The following is a 20,651-nucleotide window of genomic DNA, read 5'->3' as shown; positions in this document are numbered from 1 at the left end:
TTATCACCCCGCTCTCAGGGATTTATAACCAACAGCGCGTCCGTACTGCGTGCTGTGAAATACAGTCCTTTCTTGCGCTCGCGCCGAAAATCTCCCAGCAGGCCGAGCAGGGCCATGTGCTGCGGGCCTGGCCGGTAAAAATGCACTCGGAAACGCCATCCACTTAAACAACAAAATTAAACCGGCGTGTTTAGTTGTTTATGTTTAAAGCCACTTCGGTGCGCCGCATTCCATGACTTATCTGTACCTTGTAATTGCTGGATTAATCTTGATAATAGTTGGGTAATTATTACTCAGGGAATGAGTCATGGTCGATTATTCATCCAGATGGCTGCACGATGTAAATACAATCTGCACATCCTCGCACGCTCATATGCAGGCAGGTGAAACACGATGAGCTCTATACACGAGCAAGCGATGAGTTATGTGTATCAGCAAGTGCTGCAACGCTTGCTGGGTCACTTCACACGCGCCGAGCGGACCGCCTTGCAGTTATTGATTCAGCGTTTGATCGTGGCCGCAGGTGGCATCGAGCGGATTGCCAGCTTCAAGGTCATGGTGGCATTCAGCGGTGGCAAGGACAGTGCCTATACAGTCGCGTTCCTGCGCGCCGCGCAGCTGAGCATTGCTGGCAGATCACCCGCGACATTCAATCTGCGCATTGCCACCATGCGTCATGCGGGCATGACGCCTGCGGTCATGGGCAACATTCAGCGCACCTATTCGGGACTGTTCCTCCACGACGACCCCCGAGTCGAATTGTTGGTGGTGGATAACCAGTACGTGCAGGTCTTCGAGCCTGATCTGCCATTTTCCCAGGCGGGGCGCGAGCAAAATCGGTCTGACATGCTGCTCAGTGGACACCTGTCGGCAGGGGATGGACGAACCACCTTCTGCAACAGCTGCTATTTGGGGATCGCGGAGTTTTTCGGGCGTGCCGCCGCTTGGGGCACTGGTGTGGATGCCCTGGTCAGCGGCGACTCACGCAAGGAACAAAAGCAATATATCGCCTGGATCATGCGTCTGGTGCCACGCAACGCACAGCGTTTCAGTGATTGGGGCAATCAGAATTTCAACGGGGTATTGCGCACCATCGACAGTATTGGTCAGGCGTACTATCAGGAATTGTACGGCGATGGCAGCGAAACGGCTGGACGCGTTGTTCGTCCGCTGGGCTTTCCAAATAAATCCGTGGTCCCGTCCTACATCACCATTTCTGATCTGATGCACAGCAACGTGGAAGAGCACTGGAATTTGCTCACCGAATTTCTTGGCTTTCGTTTCGATGATCTGGCGTTCAGCTTCAGTGAGTCAGACTGCGCCAATCCGTTGCTGATGGCACATATGCGCGGCCTGAAAGCCCAATACGTGCAAGGCCGCGCCTATGCCGATGGCATTGCCGAATACCTTGAACTGGCCAAAACAATGATGCGCAGGAAACAAATGCCTCAGCGCTTGATCGATCAGGCGTTGGGCGCATATGTCGGCGAGGCGCGATTGCAGGCCCGTCGGGAATTGGCTGCAGCCTTTGCTCTGGAGGGGTTCGGCCTGAATGAAGCGCAACTGGTGTGTCTGCTCTTTTCACCCTTCGTCGATGAAGGGCGAGACCTGGAGATCTTCCTTCGCCGCTGTCATCCGGGGATGTTGGTCGCACTGCCGGACCTGCATAAGGCTCTGGCAGGCGTTAGCGCCCCCGAGCAAGTCATTCAGTGGTTGATCGATATCAGCGGTTTGAGTATCAAAGGCCTGCAGAATCTCTATCTGAAACAGCGGGTTGATTTCAGCCAGCAACATTCGATCATTGCCCGGGTGCGCGCCGCCGATCCTGATAAACGAAAGATCTCGACGGTCGACTCAGTCACTGGCGAAGCGGTTACGGAAATGATATCCGGCCGCTGATCCATCATCTGGATCGGCAGCGGCCTGGTCCGCCATGTCATGCACATCATCAGTCAACGAGAAATTTTGGCCCCAGCGTTTTGCGCATGGGCGGGTGTCGCTCATGAAAAATAAACCTGATTTCGCCTATCACACGGTGTACCGCTACCTGGTGGGACTGATCAATGATGCGCCGGGCGGGCCTCCTACCCGGCTGCCATCGCTGCGGCAACTGGCGGTGCGTTTGAAGGTTTCGATTTCGACGGTGCAGAACGCCTATTCATTGCTGGAAAAGGAAGGGCGGGTCTGCTCTGTGCCCAAGTCGGGCTACTTCGCCCAGCCCAATGGACGCAGCGACTGCACGCCAGACAGCTCGGAAGAATCGAAAGGCCTGCTGGAAGCCTTGTATAACAGCGCTCGCCGACCCGGCATGCTGGTGCTGGGCAACGATCAGCCCACCCAGGCGGAGTCGTTGGAGAGCCCGCTTTTGCTCATTGAGCGTGAGCTGGTCCGTCAGTATCCCGGGCCACTGGATCCGAACTTCCAGCCCTTTGGTGACGTAGAGCTTCGATCTGCGTTGGCAGCCCACTACACGGTATCGACGCAGCGCAGCTGGCTGCCAGAAGATGCCTTTGTCGGGCCTGATCTGTTGGCCATGATGAAAGTCGTCCTTGAAACCCTGGCGCTTCGCGGCAGTACGGTGCTGGTTGAATCACCCTGCACCTGGACGCTTTTGCGGCTCTTGCAGTCATTCAACATCCGGGTTATCGAGTTGCCCGTGGATCAGGCCGGTTGTATCAATATCCCCGCACTGGATCAGATCTTGCTAAATGAGGGTGTGGGACTCGCCTTGCTGCCCTCGTTCCTCAACGCGGTAAGAGGCAGTGGTCTGCCTGCTCATAATCGTCAGGCGGTCGCCGATCTGTTGAACCGTTACCGAGTCTGGGTTCTGGAGAATGACAGTCATGGCGAACTCAGCTTCGAGGCGCCCCTTTGCAGGTTGCGGGACTTGATCGATCCTGAACGCCTGCTGATCATCGGGTCGTTCGAGAAAATACTGGGCGCGGAGGCACCCTATGGCTACCTGCTGAGCAGGTCTTTCCATCCACAATGGCAGCAATATTTCCTGCTGCAGGCGTTCAACCTGCCACCACTGCGGCAGAAGGCGATTGCGCGGCTCTACAGTAGCGGGCGACTGGATCAGCATCTGGGCGAGCTACGCCGGGTTCTGGAACAACGGATGCTGGCAATGACATCGCTGATCGATCAACACCTTGGACGCTTGCTGCACTATGAAACGCCCCAGGGCGGAGCGGTTATCTGGGCCCAAAGCGCCTATTGCGTTGACATGCGCCAGGTATTCGATCAGTTGTTGCAGGAACGCATTGTCATCGCTCCCGGCGAACTGTTCAGCCTGCAGGGTTTGCATCGCCAAAACCTGCGCATCAGTTATGCCATCGGCGAACATTTGCCCATCGAGACTACACTCGCGACATTGCGTCGCGCTTTGTCCGAAGCCCGTTGCGCTTGAGGCCCGGGACATTCGGGCCGTCGATCCATTTAGATTTGCCAGACTGGCGACAGACTGATATCTGTACACCCATCCAGTATTGGCAATCGATGGTTCGTCCCGGCAGTGACTTCAGTTCCTGATTCAACCCCTCTCAGCGATGCGCTCGTGCCCGATGGCGCGTCGACCTCGGTCTATGTCGTGGCGGTCCGCGCGCTGTGCGAGTTTACGGCGAAGGCCGGCGACCTCGACCTGCGTTTCACTCCGGCGCCGACGGCTCAACAAGGTATTGCCGGGCATCGTACCGTTGCGGCGCGGCGCGGGCCGGATTACCAGTCTGAAGTACCGCTATCGGGTGAGTACCAACAGTTGAAAGTCCGGGGCAGGGCGGACGGTTATGATCCGCAGCGCAATCAGCTTGAAGAGGTGAAGACTTACCGTGGCGATTTTGCCGCCATTCCCGACAACCATCGGCAGCTGCATTGGGCCCAGGCAAAAATTTACGGTTGGTTGTTGTGCCAGCAATTGCAGCTGAGTGAAGTGAATCTGGCGCTGGTGTATTTCAACATCATCAGCGAAGAGGAGACACTGATTCGTGAACGGCACACTGCTGATGAACTGCGGGCATTTTTCGACAAGCATTGCGGGATATTCCTGCAGTGGGCGCGCCAGGAATTGGCTCACAGTCACCAGCGCAATGACGTGCTGCGGGGCTTGCAATTCCCCCACGCAGGCTTTCGTATTGGCCAGCGGCATCTGGCCGAATCCGTCTACAAAGCGGTCAGCACCGGTCGCTGCCTGATGGCCCAGGCACCCACCGGCATCGGCAAAACCATCGGCACCTTGTTCCCCATGCTCAAGGCCGCGCCGAGCCAGCAACTCGACAAGTTATTCTTCCTGACCGCCAAAACACCGGGGCGCAAGCTGGCCCTGGACGCACTGGGAGTGATCCGGCACAGCGCCCCGGAGCTTGAATTGCGCGTGCTGGAACTGGTGGCTCGTGACAAGGCCTGTGAGCATCCGGACAAAGCCTGCAATGGCGACTCATGCCCGCTGGCCCGGGGTTTTTATGATCGACTCCCGGCCGCGCGCAGTGCCGCGTTGACCGCGCCGTGGCTGGATCAGGCCGGTTTGCGCCAGGTGGCGCTGGAGCATCAAGTCTGTCCGTACTACCTCAGTCAGGAAATGGCGCGCTGGTCGGACGTGGTGATCGCCGACTACAACTACTATTTCGACCTGAGCGCCTTGCTGTTTGGTCTGGCGCAGTTCAATCAATGGCGCGTCGCGGTGCTGGTTGATGAGGCGCACAACATGGTCGAGCGCGCCCGGCAGATGTACAGCGCCAGCCTTGACCAGCAGAGCATGAACGCCATCCGCGACGTTGCCCCCGCGCCTTTGAAAAAATCACTGCAACGGCTGAATCGCGACTGGAATGCGCTGCACAAGGAGCAAATCGCGGCGTATCAAGCCTATCCCGGTACACCGGGCAAGCTGCTGCAAAGTCTCAACCTGTGCGTAACGGCCATGGGCGATTACTTCAATGAGCATCCCGACGCCATCGATGGCCCGCTGCAAAACTTTTATTTCGAAGCGATTGCCTTTGTTCGCATCGCTGAACTGTTCGACGAGCATTTCGTCTTCGACATCAGCAAGCGCGAACCAAGGGGCAAGCGCAGCAGCTTGTCCCGGCTCTGCCTGCGCAACGTGGTGCCAGCCAATTTCATTCGTCCGAGGTTGACCGCCGCGCGCAGCAGCGTGCTGTTTTCCGCCACCCTCAGCCCTCGGCACTACTACGCCGACTTGCTCGGTTTGCCTGTCGATACGGCATGGATCGATGTCGAATCGCCCTTTAATCGCCAGCAACTGGACGTGCGGATCGTCAGCCAGATATCCACCCGTTTTACTCATCGCCAGGCTTCCCTGGCGCCCATCGTCGAGTTGATGGCCGAGCAGTTTGCATCGCGCCCGGGCAATTATCTGGCCTTCTTCAGCAGCTTCGATTATCTGCAACAAGTCGCACAGTTGATGCAGGCCTGCCATCCACAGGTGCCGATCTGGCAGCAGGCGCGCGGCATGAGCGAAGCTGACCGCCACGGCTTTCTTGCGCGCTTTACCCTTGAAAGCCAGGGCATTGGCTTTGCGGTACTGGGCGGCGCATTCGGTGAGGGGATCGATTTGCCCGGCGCGCGGCTGATCGGTGCGTTCATTGCGACGTTGGGCCTGGCTCAGCTGAACCCGGTCAATGAACAACTTAAACAGCGCATGGCTGCGCTGTTTGGCGCAGGCTACGATTACACCTACCTTTATCCAGGGCTGCAAAAAGTCGTGCAGGCCGCAGGCCGGGTGATCCGCAGCCAGGACGACCGTGGCGTCGTGATGCTGATCGATGACCGTTTCGCCGAGCGCAAGGTGCAACAGTTGCTTCCAAAATGGTGGCAGCTTTGATGCTCAAGGGTTTAGGGATCGATAGCCGAGCGCAGTGGTCAAACTGCCAGTAAACTGCCGCGCCGCTGCTATTTTTTATTCAAGCCCTACAGCTGCCTGCGTTATTTCCATTTCCTGTCTCCATGGAGGTTGTATGAGTCTGAGTCCTTTCGCCGGCAAGCTGGCACCCGCCGAATTGCTGGTCGATGTTCCCCGATTGGTAACCGCCTATTACACTGGCCAGCCGGACGCTTCTGTCGCGACCCAACGGGTCGCGTTCGGCACCTCCGGGCACCGTGGCAGTTCTTTTGATTTGAGTTTCAACGAATGGCACGTTCTGGCCATCAGCCAGGCCATCTGCCTGTACCGTCAGCTGAACGGCATCGACGGCCCGCTGTTTCTCGGCGCCGACACCCACGCCTTGTCGACGCCCGCCAGTGCCACCGCCCTGGAAGTCCTGGCCGCCAATGGCGTGCACGTGATGATTTCCGAAGGCGACGAATACACACCGACCCCAGCGATTTCCCACGCGATCATCTGCTACAACCGGGGCCGCACGTCGGGCCTGGCCGATGGCATTGTCATCACGCCTTCGCACAACCCGCCGGAAAGCGGCGGCTTCAAATACAACCCGCCCAATGGCGGCCCGGCTGACAGCCACATCACCAAGTGGATTGAGGCCAAGGCCAACGAACTGCTGGCCGAGAAGATTCTGGGCGTGACGCGCATGAGTCACGACCGAGCGTTGCGCGCTGACACGACCCATCGCCATGACTACCTCAACACTTACGTCGCGGACCTGAAAAACGTCATCGACATGGATGCCATCCGCAACGCCAATCTGCGCCTGGGCGTCGATCCGCTGGGCGGAGCAGGGGTGCGCTACTGGTCGGCGATCGGCGAGCACTACGGCCTGAATCTGGATGTGGTGAACAAGTTCGTCGATCCAACGTTCCGCTTCATGAGCGTCGACTGGGACGGCCAGATCCGCATGGACCCGTCGTCCAATTTCGCCATGCAGGGCCTGATCGGTCTCAAGGACAAATATCAGGTCGCCTTTGCCTGCGACCCGGACCATGACCGCCACGGCATCGTCACGCCAAGCGGTGGCCTGCTCGCGCCGAACAATTACCTGGCAGTGTCCATCGATTATCTGTTCCAGAACCGTCCGGACTGGCGTGCCGATGCGGCCGTAGGCAAGACCGTGGTCAGCAGCGGCATGATTGATCGGGTTGCCGCCCGTCTGGGGCGTCGTTTGTATGAAGTGCCAGTGGGCTTCAAGTTCTTCGCCGAAGGGCTGTTCGACGGTTCCCTGGGTTTTGGTGGCGAAGAAAGTGCTGGCGCGTCGTTCCTGCGCAGGGATGGCACGGTCTGGACCACCGACAAGGATGGGCTGATTCCGGCCTTGCTGGCGGCTGAGATCACGGCGCGAAAAGGCCGTGATCCGAGTGAGATCTATCAGGCGTTGACCGAGGAATTGGGCGAACCGTTTTCGACGCGCGTTGAAGCCAAGGCCAATCCTGAACAGAAAGCGTTACTCGGCAAGCTGTCGCCCGATCAGGTGAAGTCCACCGAATTGGCCGGCGAACCGATCCTCAACGTGCTCAGTCATGCGCCGGGGAACAATCAGGCTATCGGCGGCCTCAAGGTCATGACCGAGAATGGCTGGTTCGCGGCGCGCCCATCCGGTACCGAGGACATCTACAAGATCTACGCCGAAAGTTTCGTGGGCGAAGATCACCTCAAGCGACTGGTCGCTGAAGCGCAGGTTCTGGTGGATGCGGCGATCGCGCCTGACTGATCCTCTTCTCTGCTAAGCAAAAAAGCCCCGACTCTTGCGAGCCGGGGCTTTTGTGTATCTGCATGAAGTAGCTTGTTACGCGACGTCTACCAGCACGATTTCACTGTCTTCGATGGCAGTGACGCGCAGTACTTGCTCATCTTCAACGGCGATGCCGTCGCGGGCCACAGCGTGCAGGCCGTTGACCTCGATGCTGCCGGTCGCCGGGACCAGATACGCACGACGACCTGCGTCCAGACGGTATTCCGCGGTTTCACCGGCTTTCAGGTTGGCCGCTACCAGACGTGCATCGGCGCGGATGCGCAGGCTGACGTCATCGCCATTCTTGCCGCTGGCCAGGGTCACAAAGCCTTCCCGCTCACCTTTTGGAAAGGGTTTGGCGCCCCATGAAGGTGCCGCACCGGTTTCGTTGGGCATGATCCATATCTGGAAGATCCGGGTCGCGGTGGATTCCATGTTGTACTCGCTGTGGGCAATCCCGGTGCCAGCACTCATTACCTGTACGTCGCCTGCTTCGGTACGGCCCTTGTTACCCAGATTGTCTTCATGGGTAATCGCGCCTTCACGAACGTAGGTGATGATTTCCATGTCGCGGTGCGAGTGTTTCGGGAAACCGGTGCCGGCTTCGATCACATCGTCGTTCCAGACCCGCAGCTGACCCCAGTTCATGCGTTTCGGGTCGTAGTAGTCAGCGAACGAGAAGTGGTGGTGTGCGTCCAGCCAGCCGTGGTTGGCGCCGCCCAAAGTGTTGAAAGGTCGTAATTGCAGCATGGTGTGGCCTCCTGAGCAGTGCCGGGCAATGTGCGAACGTCCGGGCTGCTGAACGATGATTCGTGGTTGATGGAGCAATGATCTATCAAATACACATCGGTAAAAAGCGACTATTTTGGCTAGTTACTATCTGATTAATTGATGTATCGAGCGGTTCCAATTCTCCAATTCACCTGCAATTGATCGGCTAATGGCTTGATCGCCAAGCTTTTCACTGGAGCTCAAGCACGAATAGCGCGACCATGGCGCCTTCGCTCATCTGTTTACTGCTGGAGCCTGCGTGCCGGACACCGATCTTCATCCCCATGCCGAGCTGGAACTGACGCCAGCGGATCATCTGCCTTTCTTCAAACGCCTGATGGCCCGGCTGCTGGGCAAATCCCTGACACGACTGGGCTCGCAACACAGCCCTTCCTGGTCCCAGGGCCATGCAGACGGCTATCTGAATGGCCATTTGCAAGGCGTTGACGAGGGTTACGCCGAAGGGCATCTCGACGGCATTGAGCAAGGTCGGCAGGTGCTGGTGATCCGCGACACGCGCCCCAGCGAACATCGCGGGCCGAAAGTGGACGATCATCTGTTCGACGATTGGCGCCTGCCGCTGAGCGCTGAATTGAAGAAAACGATCAAGACCGATGTCGCCCTCAAGCTGCCGCCGCATGCGCAGCCCAGTGCGGCGCAGTGGAAGATGATCTTCAGCGACACGCCCTCAACCTACGTGATTGCCGGCGCAGGCGCGGGTAAATCCACTTCGTTGGTACTGCGGGTGCTGGTCCTCAGTCATTACCTGGGGTTCGAGCTGGACTCGATGACCGTAGTGACCTTCACCCGCGAGTCGCGCAAGGACTTCGTCAACAAACTGATCGAGATTTTCGGCTTCTGGGGCCATGACCTGAGTCAGAAGCAGGCGCGCGAACTGGTGCGAACCTTCCATTCGCGGATCTTGCCCCTGGTGCGCAGCCTGCCGGGTTTCGAACAGCTGGCAGCGTTCGAGAATCTCGGTAGCCAGTCGAGCGTCGGCCTGGAAGAGGGCGCTGACAGCAACCCTTTCGATTTGCGCATCAATGACGCGCAACGTCAGCAACTCAACCTGTGTTATCGCGACCTGTACGCCAGCAACGAGCGGTTTCGCGAAGTCATGGCGCCGCTGTATCGCCAGGCGTTGCAACTCAAGGAGCTGGAACGCGACCATCCGGATGTGCAGAAACGTGTCACCGTCACCGAGCTTTCGGCCAAGCGCGATGAAGAATTGTGCGACACCATTGAAGACCTGTGGATTCGCGCCAAGGCATGGCCGATCAAAGGCATCGAGCCCATGCGCCAGACGGTTGAGATCAACGGTTTCGGTTTTCACCTGCACGGGTATATCGCCGAACTGGACGCTTGGGTGGTGCTGGGCTTCGATCCATCGGAAGATCAGCAGCTCAAACGTGCCGGGGCTAAATTGCCGGTCTGGGCCGAATGGGTTATCAAACGCACCCTGTTTCAAGCTTTCTGCCGTAAGCCCTTGATCTGGCTGGAAAGCTATGAGGCTGGAGGCCGGGTTCTGCAGTCGCTTTCCGGAGCCGCTGTTGCCGGGCCGGGCTTTGATTACAAGGTCAAAGGCGAGCTTGGCGCTGCGCCGCTGCTGGACAGTTTCGTGGCGGCGGCGAGTTTTATCGAAAACCTGGCGCTCGACGTTCCGGCTGCTGTGGCACAAATGAGCTTTGCCAACGACGACCCGGATCGATATTTCTTCGAGGCACTGAGCCTGTTCTGGAAAGCCTTCGAAAACCACCTGCTGGCGCAGACGCCGCCGGTCATGACCTATAACCGGATGTTTGCCCTGTTTGGCGAGAATTCTCCGGAAAACCTGAAAGTGGTTACTGATGCGCAGCTCAGGCCCCTGTCGCACTTGATGATCGATGAATTTCAGGACGTATCGCCACAGATCGTTTCCTGGGTTCGGGCAAGCCTGCGGGAAATTCGCCGAAGAGGACCGGCATTGCATATCGGCCGAAAGGCACAGCACGGCTCACTGTTGTGTGTCGGCGACGACTGGCAATCCATCTACGGCTGGCGCGGCAGCTCACCCAAGTTCTTCATGGAATTCCCCAAAGAGTTTTCCTCGCCGGCGACCACCAAGGTGATGCTCAGCGAGAACTATCGTAGCCACCAGCACATCATCGATGCTGCCGAGCATATCGTCCGCGCCGCGCCAGCCATCCCCGGCAAAAAAGCCCGCGCCTGCGGTGCTGCTCAGGAACTGCTGCCGGTCACTGTGCTGAATCGGGAAGATCAGGCCCTTGAAGAACGGCTGATGGAGCATTACCAGGACGGCGATTCGATTTTATTGCTTTATAGAAAAAGCAGTGAAAAAGCGTCTTTATCCAAAGGCTTACAGGCACTTATTAATGCAGATTATGCGCAATCGCCCGAGAAGCGTCGCTTCAAGCAATTGACCTATCACAGCGCAAAAGGGCTACAAGCCGATGCGGTGTTTCTGCTGGGCGATTGCCAGCATCTGACCCATTCGCCTTACAAAAATCAGCTGTATCGCCTGGCCGGGCTGGGTAATGCCGGGGATACAGATGCATTTGATAATGCACAAAAAGATGAAGTCATGCGTCTGGCCTATGTCGCGATCACCCGCGCTGTCCGGCATTGCTACTGGTTTATCGATGGCAGCGGGAAGGAGGGCGTGAACGTGACCAGAGCGTCGGATCGGATCGACGCTGGAAAGGTCTTTTTCGAGGATTTGCGCCACAACACCTAAGGCTCAGGACGCATTCAACACTCTGGGTGGGCGGAACGACTCCAGTTCCGCTTCGATGGCCTCGATAATCAGTTCCACCTCCGTTGCATTCATCACCGTTGCGCAAGGCAGGCCTGCGATGGCAATGACTGTTTCGCCGCTGGCCCGATCGAACAATCGGGCAACCATGCTGCTGGGTGCGTCCATGGTGGCTTCGAAGCCGACCGGGTGGAAGTACCAGCGCATCAGCTGGCAAGCGTTGGGGAACGTGACTTTGTTCATTCAGCCCACCTCGTCTACATCGGCACTGGCGATATCTCCAATGGGTAGGGAAGGACCGGTCGAGATGGCCAGCGAAAGCACTGGTGGACCTGGAGGTGGGGTCTTGGGGAAGATTCCCACGATGGTCGGGGCGCTTTCCTGATAAGAAATCTGAACAGTCCTATCGAGAAACAAAAATAGCACTGCATCGGTTACAAACAGAAAACTTTTTTCCCAAAAGGGCGAAGTTTTGTATTTTTATGATCCAGGTCATGTTGGTTATTCCTTAAACATCTTTCAGAACGGGCCAGCGGCCCATTCTGGCTTGAAGCCTGCGCTAGATCGTTGGAGGCTTGCCCGCGAAGAGGTCTTTAGCGCTGAGCCTCCCAACCCTTCGGATTAACCAGATTCGTCGGCCTCTCGCCCTTGAGCACACTGATGAGATTGTCCACCGCGCAGCGGGCCATGGCCTCACGGGTTTCGTGGGTTGCCGAGCCCATGTGCGGCGTCGCCACGACATTCTTCAGCCTGAGCAATGGCGAATCGGTGGCCAGCGGTTCACGCTCGAACACATCGAGTCCCGCCCCGCGTATCCGGCCGCTCTGCAGCGCCTCGATGAGCGCCTGCTCGTCCACCACCTTGCCCCGGGCGATATTGATCAGGATGCTTTGCGGGCGCATCAACGCCAGTTGCTCCTTGCCGATCAAGCCCTCGGTTTCAGCGGTCAGCGGCACCGTCAGGCAAACAAAGTCGGCTTCACGCAACAACGCCTCAAGGCTGCGATAGCCCGCATTGAAACGGGCTTCCACGGCCGGTTTTGCCGAGTGACTGTGATACAGCACCGGCATGCCAAAACCAAAATGGCCGCGTTGGGCCAGTGCCTCACCGATCCGGCCCATGCCGATGATGCCTAGCGTCTTGCCATGCACATCGCTGCCGAAATGCGCCGCGCCGATGTTCTGCTTCCAGTCGCCACTGCGCACCATATTGGCCAGTTCCACCACCCGCCGAGCCGTGGCCATGATCAGGGCAAAGCCGGTGTCGGCGGTGGTTTCCGTCAGCACGTCCGGGGTGTTGCACAGCGCAATACCACGCCGGTCCAGATCCTCGATGTCGTAATTGTCCACGCCCACCGAAACAGTGGCGATCGCCTCCAGTTGCGGCGCGAGGTCCAGCAAAGTTGCATCCAGCTTGATGCTCGCGCCCAAAAGCCCCTGCGCATCAGGCAAGGCCGCGCGCAATCGGGCGAAATCGTCACGCTTGGGATCGTCGATAAAGGTGGCTTCAGCGTGAGCCTGCAAACGCTCCATGAGCGCAGGCGAGAGTTGCTTGTAGAGAACGACATGCTTTTTCATCGTAGACATTTCCCTTTCAAGGATGGGCCGGGGCGCGGGGTGCATTGCGCGGGTCAGCGACAGGCTTGGTTTTGTTGTCTGGTTTGAGCATCAGGGTCAGGAATACCGACAGCAACAGCGAGCCGCTCATGAACAGATACGAAGCGCTCAGGGTTCCGGTCACGCCATTGAGGTAACCCACCAGATACGAGCCGGCAAAAGAACCCAAGGCGCCGAGACTGTTGATCAGCGCCATGGCGCCACCGGCCACATTCGACGGCAGGATTTCCGGAACGATGGCAAAGAACGGCCCGTAGGGCGCATACATACAGGCACCGGCAATCACCAGCAGGGAATAGGACCACCAGAAATGTTCAGTGCCCAAGGCATAGGAACCGTAGAAGGCAATCGCGGCCAGCAGCAGCGGCGGCCAGACAAACAACTTACGTTTTTGCAGTTTGTCCGACGCCCAGGACACCACAATCATGCCGATCACCGCAGCCAGATAAGGCAAGGCCGACAACCAACCGGCCTCGACCATGTCCATCTGCATGCCTTTTTTCAGGATGGTCGGCAGCCACAGCACGAAGCCGTACACGCCGATGCTCCAGCAGAAATACTGCGCGGCGAGCAGCAACACTTTTGGCGAGCGAAACGCCTCGGCGTAGTTCTTCACCGGTTTGATGCCGACTTGCTCGGCGTCCAGGCGCGCCTGCAGTTCGGTTTTCTCGGCTTCGCTCAGCCACTTGGCCTGGGCAGGGCGCTCGTCCACCAGACGCCACCAGATAAACGCCCAGATAACGGCTGGCAAGCCTTCGACGATAAACATCCAGCGCCAACTGAAATGGGCTACGAGATAACCGGAAACCACTGACATCCAGAGCATGGTCACCGGGTTACCGAGAATCAGCACGGTATTGGCCCGGGAGCGCTCGGCGCGAGTGAACCAGTAGCAGAGATAGACCAGCATGGCGGGCATTACCGCAGCTTCAACCACGCCGAGCATGAAGCGGATGCCGATCAGCATGTAGGCATTGGAAACAATGCCGGTCAGCGTCGCGAGGCTGCCCCATAGGATCAGGCTGACAAAGATCAGCTTTTTAACGCTTTTCTTCTGTGCGTAGATTGCACCGGGAACCTGAAAGAAGAAGTAGCCGAGAAAAAACAGGGCGCCCAGCAACGACGACATGCCTGGGGTGATGTGCAGGTCTTCGGCCATGCCCGAGGCGGCGGCAAAACCATAGTTGGCCCGATCCAGATAGGCCAGGCTGTAGGTGATGAAGACGATGGGCATGATCAACAGCCAGCGACGTTTCAAACCGCTGGTTTTAACGCTATCGAGTAACTTTTCCATTTCGATCTCCTGAGCTTTTTGTTGTTGTCGCAGCAGGTACTGTTATTCAGTGGAGCAGGGGTGGTTCAGGCCAGTTCCGTCAGTTTTCGGCTGATGGGCAGCGCCGCGTCGAGGGCCGCGCGCGATGGCAGGCCTTCCATATCGCCACGGCTTTGCACGGCCTGACTGCCGATCCAGTTGCCCCGGGCCACGGCCTGGGCAAAACCCTGGTTTTCCAGCAGGGCGCTGATCATGCCGACGGCGAAACCATCTCCGGCGCCGACGGTGTCAACCACTTGGCTGACCGGTACGCCAGCGACAAACCCCTGGTCGTTTTGCGTGCGGTAATACGCGCCGTTAGCCCCGAGTTTGATCACCACCGCTTCGACGCCCTGGTCCAGGTAGAACGCGGCAATGTCCGGTGGATCTTCATAGCCGGTAAGCACCAGACCTTCGGCCAGACCTGGAAACACCCAGTGCGCCAGGCTGGCGAGGTAATTGATCTCGTTGACCATGCGCGCCTGATTCGGCCACAGGGATGGGCGCAAGTTAGGGTCGAACGACACACTGCGTCCGGCGCTATGCATGCAGGTCATCAATTCCCGGGACAGGTCACGGCAGCTGTTCGACAGCGCAGCCGGGATGCCGGTGGCGTGCAAATGCCGCGCGGTGAGCAGGCGCGGATCGATGTCCTTGAGCGACAGGCGACTGGCCGCCGAACCCTTGCGGAAATACTCAACAACAGGATCTGCGCCCTCCAGCTCCCGGGACTTGAGCTGAAAACCGGTGGGGTGCAGCGGATCCACGGTCACGTGCTGACAACTCACGCCTTCGCGTTGCAGGCTGTCAACGACGAAACGGCCCAGGGAGTCATCGCCGACGCGGCTCAACCATTCAACCTTGAACCCCAGCCGCGCCAGGCCGATGGCAACATTGCTGTCGGCACCGGCAATGCGTTTCTCAAAATGACTGACCTGTGCCAGGTCGCCGGGCTGCTCGGCGACGAACATCGCCATGGTTTCGCCAAATGAAAGGATATCGATCTCAGACATGGCTCAATGCCTCCCGCGGCTGAATCTGCGAATCCGCAACGAGGCGCGCCAGGATGTCCACCTGCTGGCGGGTGATCGCCAGCAGATCTTCGCCTTGCAACGGGTATTCGATGGCACGCGGGACGGCGTTCGGCATATACGCCAGCAGTTGACGCCAGGCGGGCAGGTCAGCCTCGGTCGGCGGGATCGCAACCAGCTTGTCACTGGCGTTGCGGGTCACAGCCTTGAAATGCACGTACTGCACAAAGCGGCCCAGCTGCTGCGCGGCACTGAGCACATTCTGGTCCTGCCATTGCCAATTGCCGACGTCGAAGGTCATGCCAATGTTCAGTTTCAGGGCCTCTACCTGCGCGAAGAAACCGCAGAAGGGCGCGATTATTCCGCCGTGGGCCGTCTGGTCATTTTCCACCAGCAGTTGCACATCGTGGTGACCCAGTTCTTTGCTCAGCGCCTGTAGATCACAGGCTTGAGTGAAATGGCCGAGGGAAACTTTCAGCCACTTCGCGCCGCAGGCATGGGCTCGTTGCAGGGTGACTGCCAGCTCGGGATTGGGCTGCGTCTGATCAGCCAGCCACAATTCCAGCGGCGCCGAATACAGGCACTCCAGGCCTTGGACCTGAATCGCCAGGGCCAGGGCGGGAAAATCCTCAAACGTGAACAGCTCTTCGCGCAACTCGATGCGCGAAACATGGCTATCAACCAGCAATGGAATAAAGGCGGCTTGCCCGCGCTGGCGAACCAGATCGGCGCCGAAGCTGGAAAGACTGATGGAGACGGGATTCATGTGCATTATTTTTATCCTCTGAAACCGGTTTCATTTTTACGTAAAAGTTGAATCGAACAGCGGTCGTTCGTGTCAGGAGCGCAGTCGAGTCGAGCCGCGCACAATCAATTTGGCTGGAAAGTCGAACAGCCTGCTGGGTGCCTGATCGCCACGCAGCCGGTTGAGCAGGCATTCGAATGCGGTAATGCCGATGTCATGGGTGGGTTGGGCGAGGGAAGTGATGCCACTGCCCACCAAGGGATACCAGTCCAGTTCATCCAGGGCGATCAGGCCGATATCGTCGAAAAGATCACAACCAAGTTCACGAAGCAGTCGGGTGGATGTCAGCGTCGCCACGCCATTGGCAGTGAACAGCGCCTTGGGGCCTGGGCCCGGTGCGGCGAGAAAGGTGCGCAGACTGTCGGCCAATTGCTCGTCGGTTTGCGTGACCTGGCCACGAAGCCCGGGTCGCTGCTCTATCAGGCGGGTGAAGGCTTCAGTTCGTTCAAGGCGGGTGCTGGTGCCGTCCTGCTGTTCGCTGACCAGCAGAATGTCGCGGTAGCCGCAGCTTTGAAGATGATCGATGGCTTGCTGCACCGCTGCGCTGTTGTCCAGTCCGACCAGATCGCTGTCCAGTTGGTCAACCCGGCGATCCACCAGAACCATGGGCAATTCGCGATGCAGATCGCGCAGTTCATCCAGATGATGCCCGAGGGTATTCACGATCAAACCCTCGATGTTGTAGGAACGCAGCGCCGCCAGATGCAGGCGTTCCTGCTCGTCATCGCGATCGGTATTGCACACCACAAGGCTGTAACCGTGCCGTCGGCAGGCGGTTTCGACACCGTGCATGACTGCGATGGAATAGGGGTTGCGAATATCAGCGACGAGCATGCCGATCAATCGCGTACGACCGCGTTTCAGGCCACGGGCCATTTGATTGGGGCGATAACCGAGGGTTTCGATGGCTTGTTCGATGCGCAAGGCGATGGCATCGGAGAGTAATTGCCGGTCGTCGCCGATAAAACGCGAGACGCTGGCCTTGGATACACCGGCCAGATCAGCAACATCATTCATGGTCACGCGCGCACGCGCCGACGGAGGAAAACTACTCACATTGAACACCCTGTTGGATTTATTGGCGGGCTGTTTTTACGGGCTATTTTCGGGCTCTGAAAACGGTTTCAGAAGACACCAAAGCCGCGCTCACGTCAACACAGCGCCGGATGAAAGGCAGTATTTGTGGGTCTGACGCCGAAGTGTAAATGGCCTTTTTATTGCTCAACCCCCAATCCCGCCCGGACCCGTGCCGTGACAGTTTTATGAAAGAAGAGTTGTCAGGCCGCATTCCAGAGCCTCATGCTGCACGTCCGTTTTGTAACCGGCTGTTTCTCGAAATGTCTGCGGTTAAACCTTCCGTTGATGCTGCCTCTCGTCGTTCGGCAATAGTCCTGGCGCTGTGTTTACCCAGTGACGTGTTGTTGTACCTGCTGTTACCCATGCATGTGCAGGCATTTGGAATCAGCCTGGCCCAGGCCGGAGTGCTGCTGGCGGCCAATCGGTTGGTGAGGATTTTTGGTTACAGCTACGTGGTGCGGTACTACGCACGCCATGGTGATCGTCCTACAGTCATGCTGGCTGCGGCGACAGCGACGGTATGCGCACTGGGCAATGCAGTCCTTTCCGGATTCTGGTTGCTGTTGGTCCTGCGCCTGGGTTGGGGATTGGCCTATGCGGCGCTCAATTTGTCGACTCAGGTTCTGGCCACCTCGGAACCAGCAGGGGCAGCGCATCGCTCAGGTCGTTCTCGGGCCTATATCGCGATCGGCCCAATGCTGGCCTTGCCGCTGGGGGCATTGCTCAGTATCCAGTTCGGCCCCCGGCCGGTGTTTATTGTGCTGGCCCTGGCGGCGCTGCTCGGTTGCTGGGTGGCCCGTGGCTTGCCAGGCCTCGCACATGTCATGCCCACCGCTTCGGGCCGCCGTTTCAAGGTGCCGGACAGTGTTGCCATCTGGTCATTTGTTGAAGGCGTCGCGCTGGACGGGCTGTTCATTTTTGGCTTGTCGCTGCAGGCGCAAGCCGTGATGGGCACCAATGCCGTTCTGGTTGCGGGTGTGTTACTGGCCTTGCGTTATGTCTCGGAAATGCTCTTGAGCCCATTGGGCGGTCGCCTTGCAGATCATGTCGGCGCGGTGAACATGCTGGTGGTGTGCTCGGTGCTGACCTGCATCGCACTCACGGCGTTTGGTTCCCATTGGTTGATTCTCGGGGCGGCCAGCGTGTTGATCTTGCGCGCGGTGCAACTGCCCTTGGTGACCACGCTGGTTGCGCAACGCAACCCTGGACCGGGTCGAGTGCAGGCCTTGGCCGCCAACGCTGTCTGGCGAGACATCGGTGCCGGACTCGGCCCATTGTTGGCGGGGGTGTTATTGCCGGTGGCGTCTGCCACATGGGTGTATGCTGGCGCCGGTCTTGCGATCGCGATAAGCGCCATTATCTGCGGGCTTCGCAAGTAGCTTTCGAGTCATCGTCGTCAGGTCTCTCTCTTACGAGACAATTCTTTAGTCATTGATAGTTCGAGTATTTATGCGCCTGAATGCAACCTTCAGGCCTTATTCGACTCTTATCGTCACATTCTTTAAATCGACACATTGGACAACTAGCCTGTGAGCAGTCATCACAGCCAGCCGGATGCTGATCGAAACATGGAGTTGCGGGGTGCGAACCCAGTCAGGGAAGCATATTCGCAGTGGCGATCGGCGCTATATCTCCAATAATGCGTACCAGAATCCGAGAATAATGAAAATTTTCAAAGCGCCCCTCATCAGCCGATTCCAGCGTCGCTGTGCATTCTTCGTTCTCCCTGTCTTGCTTGTAGCGTCCTCGGCGGTTTTGTTCAGCGTGGGCAAAGGCGTGCATGCCGAACCCAAAAACGGTACCCAGACGCTGGTCTTCATGCGCCACGCGGAAAAGCCGTCCATGGGCCTGGGGCAGTTGAACTGTCAGGGCCTGAATCGCGCCATCGATCTGTCGGAACTGCTGCCCAAGGAATTCGGCAAGGCCAATTTCATCTTTGCCGCCAACCCCAGCCGTCATGTTGAAGAAGGCGAGGGCGATCATTCCTACAGCTATCTGCGTCCCTTGATGACGGTTGGGCCCAGCGCGATAAAGCTTGGCCTGCCCATCAATATCGACTTCGCCGCCAATGACACCAGCGATCTGGCCGACGAGTTGATGAATGACAAGTACCGCGATGCGACTATTTATACGGCCTGGTCCCACGGCTATCTGCCTGAGTTGATCAACAAGGTGGCAGAGGAAGCGTCCGGGCAAAAAATGAAACTTGTAGACGACTGGACGGGCGATGATTTTGACTCGTTATCCGTGCTGACCCTCAAGTGGACCAACGGCAAAGCAACGCTTGAGTACGAGAACTACAAGCAAGGGCTGAACGACGGTGCCGAAGGCTGTCCGACCTGATTCAGCCTTAGCCGGTCGCTGATTTCGAGTCTGGCGACCAAATGCTCTAGGCAACAAAAGCGCAAAGGAGTACAAATGTACTCCATGAGCACATTATCTCCCCGCCGTAGCGCAATTCTTACCTTCATTCGCGATCGCATCGCGCAGCAGGGCCAATCACCGAGCCTTGCGGAAATCTCCGAAGCCTTCGGTTTTGCCTCGCGCAGCGTGGCACGCAAACACATTCTGGCCTTGACCGAGGCCGGTCTGATCGAAGTCATGCCCAATCAGGCCAGAGGCATTCGCCTCATACAGACCGCCCCGCGTCCCGAGCTGCTGGAAATCCCGGTCATGGGCCGCGTGGCCGCTGGCATGCCGATCGGTCCGGATGTCGGCACCCACGATACCCTGCTGCTCGACCGCGCCACGTTTTCCCGCGTGCCGGACTATCTGCTGCGGGTGCAGGGCGACTCGATGATCGAGGACGGCATCCTTGATGGTGATCTGGTCGGCGTCCATCGAAGCAGCGAAGCACATGACGGACAGATCGTGGTTGCGCGGCTGGACGGCGAAGTCACCATCAAACGCCTGCAAACCGGGCAGAACCAATTTCTCCTGCTGCCGCGTAACCCGGCTTATGCGCCGATTGTGGTCGAGCCTCATCAGGATTTCGCCATCGAAGGCGTGTTCTGCGGCCTGGTCAGGCGTGAATGATGGGCACCGTGGTCAGCCTCGATGCGTTGCTGGACGAGCGACGAGTCTGGAAAGGCCGGCAAAGTACGCCTCCGGTCAGTCCCCAGCCCACCGGCCATTCAGCCCTGGATGCCGCGCTGCCTAGCGGTGGCTGGCCCGCCTCGGCGCTCAGTGAAATCCTGATCCCGGCCGATGGCAGTGGCGAGTTGCGTCTGTTATGGCCAACCCTGGCGCGGCTGGCTGACAAGGGTGAGCGTATCGTTCTGGTTGCACCGCCGTTCATTCCTTATCCCCAGGCGTGGGAAGCGGCCGGCGTCGATCTACGCTGGCTGGCGGTGATTCAGGCCAGCGAGCGCGACGGTTTGTGGGCGGTCGAGCAATGCTTGCGCTCCGGCAGTTGTGGTGCGGTGGTGTGCTGGCCCCGGCAAGCAGATGACCGGGCGCTGCGTCGTTTGCAAGTGGCCGCTGAAACCGGGCAGACCCTGGCCTTTGCCTGCCGCCCCATATTGGCCGCAGCCAATCCGTCGCCCGCTGCGCTGCGCATTGCCATTGACACCCGGCCCCTGCAATTGCGGGTGCTCAAATGTCGGGGCGGTATGGCGCCGGCAGTTCCCATCCCTTTCACGACAGACGCTTGA

At 58.4% G+C, this 20,651-nt stretch carries 16 protein-coding genes; 9 read left to right on the top strand and 7 right to left on the bottom strand.

From position 1 onward, the window contains the following. The first annotated feature begins 393 nt into the window (after nt 1-393). The 4 genes from CFII64_RS13765 (at nt 394) to pgm (ending at nt 7,613) form a co-directional block, all read left to right on the top strand. Nucleotides 394-1,899, top strand: a complete 1,506-nt coding sequence (locus tag CFII64_RS13765) for a hypothetical protein (RefSeq protein ID WP_044901353.1) — start codon at nt 394-396, stop codon at nt 1,897-1,899. A 103-nt stretch (nt 1,900-2,002) separates the two neighbouring features. Beyond that, nucleotides 2,003-3,409 carry a PLP-dependent aminotransferase family protein gene (locus tag CFII64_RS13760; protein ID WP_020291392.1) on the top strand — a complete coding sequence of 469 codons (1,407 nt, stop codon included), beginning with the start codon at nt 2,003-2,005 and terminating at the stop codon, nt 3,407-3,409. 147 nt (nt 3,410-3,556) lie between these two features. Then, nucleotides 3,557-5,833, top strand: coding sequence for an ATP-dependent DNA helicase (locus CFII64_RS13755; protein ID WP_020291391.1), 2,277 nt, complete (start codon nt 3,557-3,559; stop codon nt 5,831-5,833). Between the two features lie 133 nt (nt 5,834-5,966). Further along, nucleotides 5,967-7,613 carry a phosphoglucomutase (alpha-D-glucose-1,6-bisphosphate-dependent) gene (pgm, locus tag CFII64_RS13750; protein ID WP_020291390.1) on the top strand — a complete coding sequence of 549 codons (1,647 nt, stop codon included), beginning with the start codon at nt 5,967-5,969 and terminating at the stop codon, nt 7,611-7,613. Between the two features lie 75 nt (nt 7,614-7,688). On the opposite strand, the gene CFII64_RS13745 is transcribed toward pgm, so the two are convergent. Next, nucleotides 7,689-8,384, bottom strand: coding sequence for a pirin family protein (locus tag CFII64_RS13745; RefSeq protein WP_020291389.1), 696 nt, complete (start codon nt 8,382-8,384; stop codon nt 7,689-7,691). A 358-nt stretch (nt 8,385-8,742) separates the two neighbouring features. Here CFII64_RS13745 and CFII64_RS13740 point away from each other — a divergent pair, with 358 nt between their 5' ends. Beyond that, entirely contained in the window at nt 8,743-11,139 is a 2,397-nt protein-coding gene (locus CFII64_RS13740; RefSeq protein ID WP_371106444.1) for a UvrD-helicase domain-containing protein, read from the top strand. A gap of 3 nt (nt 11,140-11,142) precedes the next feature. On the opposite strand, the gene CFII64_RS13735 is transcribed toward CFII64_RS13740, so the two are convergent. From CFII64_RS13735 to CFII64_RS13710, 6 genes are all read right to left on the bottom strand, one after another. Then, nucleotides 11,143-11,400: a DUF1652 domain-containing protein gene (locus CFII64_RS13735; RefSeq protein WP_020291387.1), complete on the bottom strand. Its 258-nt coding sequence runs from the start codon at nt 11,398-11,400 to the stop codon at nt 11,143-11,145. A 350-nt stretch (nt 11,401-11,750) separates the two neighbouring features. Continuing rightward, entirely contained in the window at nt 11,751-12,734 is a 984-nt protein-coding gene (locus tag CFII64_RS13730) for a D-glycerate dehydrogenase (protein ID WP_020291386.1), read from the bottom strand. Nucleotides 12,735-12,750: 16 nt separating this feature from the next. Further along, nucleotides 12,751-14,067 carry an MFS transporter gene (locus tag CFII64_RS13725; protein WP_020291385.1) on the bottom strand — a complete coding sequence of 439 codons (1,317 nt, stop codon included), beginning with the start codon at nt 14,065-14,067 and terminating at the stop codon, nt 12,751-12,753. A gap of 65 nt (nt 14,068-14,132) precedes the next feature. Further along, nucleotides 14,133-15,098, bottom strand: coding sequence for a sugar kinase (locus tag CFII64_RS13720; RefSeq protein WP_020291384.1), 966 nt, complete (start codon nt 15,096-15,098; stop codon nt 14,133-14,135). Beyond that, nucleotides 15,091-15,888, bottom strand: a complete 798-nt coding sequence (locus tag CFII64_RS13715; RefSeq protein ID WP_020291383.1) for a hypothetical protein — start codon at nt 15,886-15,888, stop codon at nt 15,091-15,093. The genes CFII64_RS13720 and CFII64_RS13715 overlap by 8 nt, the downstream gene beginning before the upstream one ends. Before the next feature lie 66 nt (nt 15,889-15,954). Further along, on the bottom strand, nt 15,955-16,938 hold the full coding sequence (locus tag CFII64_RS13710) for a LacI family DNA-binding transcriptional regulator (RefSeq protein ID WP_195759022.1): 984 nt from the start codon (nt 16,936-16,938) through the stop codon (nt 15,955-15,957). Nucleotides 16,939-17,258: 320 nt separating this feature from the next. Here CFII64_RS13710 and CFII64_RS13705 point away from each other — a divergent pair, with 320 nt between their 5' ends. From CFII64_RS13705 to imuA, 4 genes are all read left to right on the top strand, one after another. Beyond that, nucleotides 17,259-18,377 carry an MFS transporter gene (locus tag CFII64_RS13705; protein WP_044901377.1) on the top strand — a complete coding sequence of 373 codons (1,119 nt, stop codon included), beginning with the start codon at nt 17,259-17,261 and terminating at the stop codon, nt 18,375-18,377. A gap of 283 nt (nt 18,378-18,660) precedes the next feature. Then, a complete protein-coding gene (locus tag CFII64_RS13700) occupies nt 18,661-19,341 on the top strand; it encodes a hypothetical protein (RefSeq protein WP_020291380.1) in 681 nt (226 codons plus the stop codon). Nucleotides 19,342-19,416: 75 nt separating this feature from the next. Next, nucleotides 19,417-20,034 carry a transcriptional repressor LexA gene (gene lexA / locus CFII64_RS13695; RefSeq protein ID WP_020291379.1) on the top strand — a complete coding sequence of 206 codons (618 nt, stop codon included), beginning with the start codon at nt 19,417-19,419 and terminating at the stop codon, nt 20,032-20,034. Further along, nucleotides 20,034-20,651: a translesion DNA synthesis-associated protein ImuA gene (gene imuA / locus CFII64_RS13690; protein ID WP_020291378.1), complete on the top strand. Its 618-nt coding sequence runs from the start codon at nt 20,034-20,036 to the stop codon at nt 20,649-20,651. Before lexA ends, imuA begins: the two co-directional genes overlap by 1 nt.

The organism is Pseudomonas sp. CFII64, from assembly GCF_000416235.1.
Lineage (GTDB): Bacteria > Pseudomonadota > Gammaproteobacteria > Pseudomonadales > Pseudomonadaceae > Aquipseudomonas.
This window is presented reverse-complemented; position numbering and strand designations above follow the sequence as displayed.

Coding starts and splice junctions, on each gene's coding strand:
- CFII64_RS13735 (WP_020291387.1), bottom strand. CDS start 11,400: ATGAACAAAGTCACGTTCCCCAACGCTTGCCAGCTGATGCGCTGGTAC.
- pgm (WP_020291390.1), top strand. CDS start 5,967: ATGAGTCTGAGTCCTTTCGCCGGCAAGCTGGCACCCGCCGAATTGCTG.
- CFII64_RS13765 (WP_044901353.1), top strand. CDS start 394: ATGAGCTCTATACACGAGCAAGCGATGAGTTATGTGTATCAGCAAGTG.
- CFII64_RS13740 (WP_371106444.1), top strand. CDS start 8,743: ATGGCCCGGCTGCTGGGCAAATCCCTGACACGACTGGGCTCGCAACAC.
- CFII64_RS13710 (WP_195759022.1), bottom strand. CDS start 16,938: ATGAATGATGTTGCTGATCTGGCCGGTGTATCCAAGGCCAGCGTCTCG.
- lexA (WP_020291379.1), top strand. CDS start 19,417: ATGTACTCCATGAGCACATTATCTCCCCGCCGTAGCGCAATTCTTACC.
- CFII64_RS13725 (WP_020291385.1), bottom strand. CDS start 14,067: ATGGAAAAGTTACTCGATAGCGTTAAAACCAGCGGTTTGAAACGTCGC.
- CFII64_RS13720 (WP_020291384.1), bottom strand. CDS start 15,098: ATGTCTGAGATCGATATCCTTTCATTTGGCGAAACCATGGCGATGTTC.
- CFII64_RS13745 (WP_020291389.1), bottom strand. CDS start 8,384: ATGCTGCAATTACGACCTTTCAACACTTTGGGCGGCGCCAACCACGGC.
- CFII64_RS13700 (WP_020291380.1), top strand. CDS start 18,661: ATGAAAATTTTCAAAGCGCCCCTCATCAGCCGATTCCAGCGTCGCTGT.
- CFII64_RS13730 (WP_020291386.1), bottom strand. CDS start 12,734: ATGAAAAAGCATGTCGTTCTCTACAAGCAACTCTCGCCTGCGCTCATG.
- imuA (WP_020291378.1), top strand. CDS start 20,034: ATGGGCACCGTGGTCAGCCTCGATGCGTTGCTGGACGAGCGACGAGTC.
- CFII64_RS13760 (WP_020291392.1), top strand. CDS start 2,003: ATGAAAAATAAACCTGATTTCGCCTATCACACGGTGTACCGCTACCTG.
- CFII64_RS13705 (WP_044901377.1), top strand. CDS start 17,259: ATGTCTGCGGTTAAACCTTCCGTTGATGCTGCCTCTCGTCGTTCGGCA.
- CFII64_RS13715 (WP_020291383.1), bottom strand. CDS start 15,888: ATGCACATGAATCCCGTCTCCATCAGTCTTTCCAGCTTCGGCGCCGAT.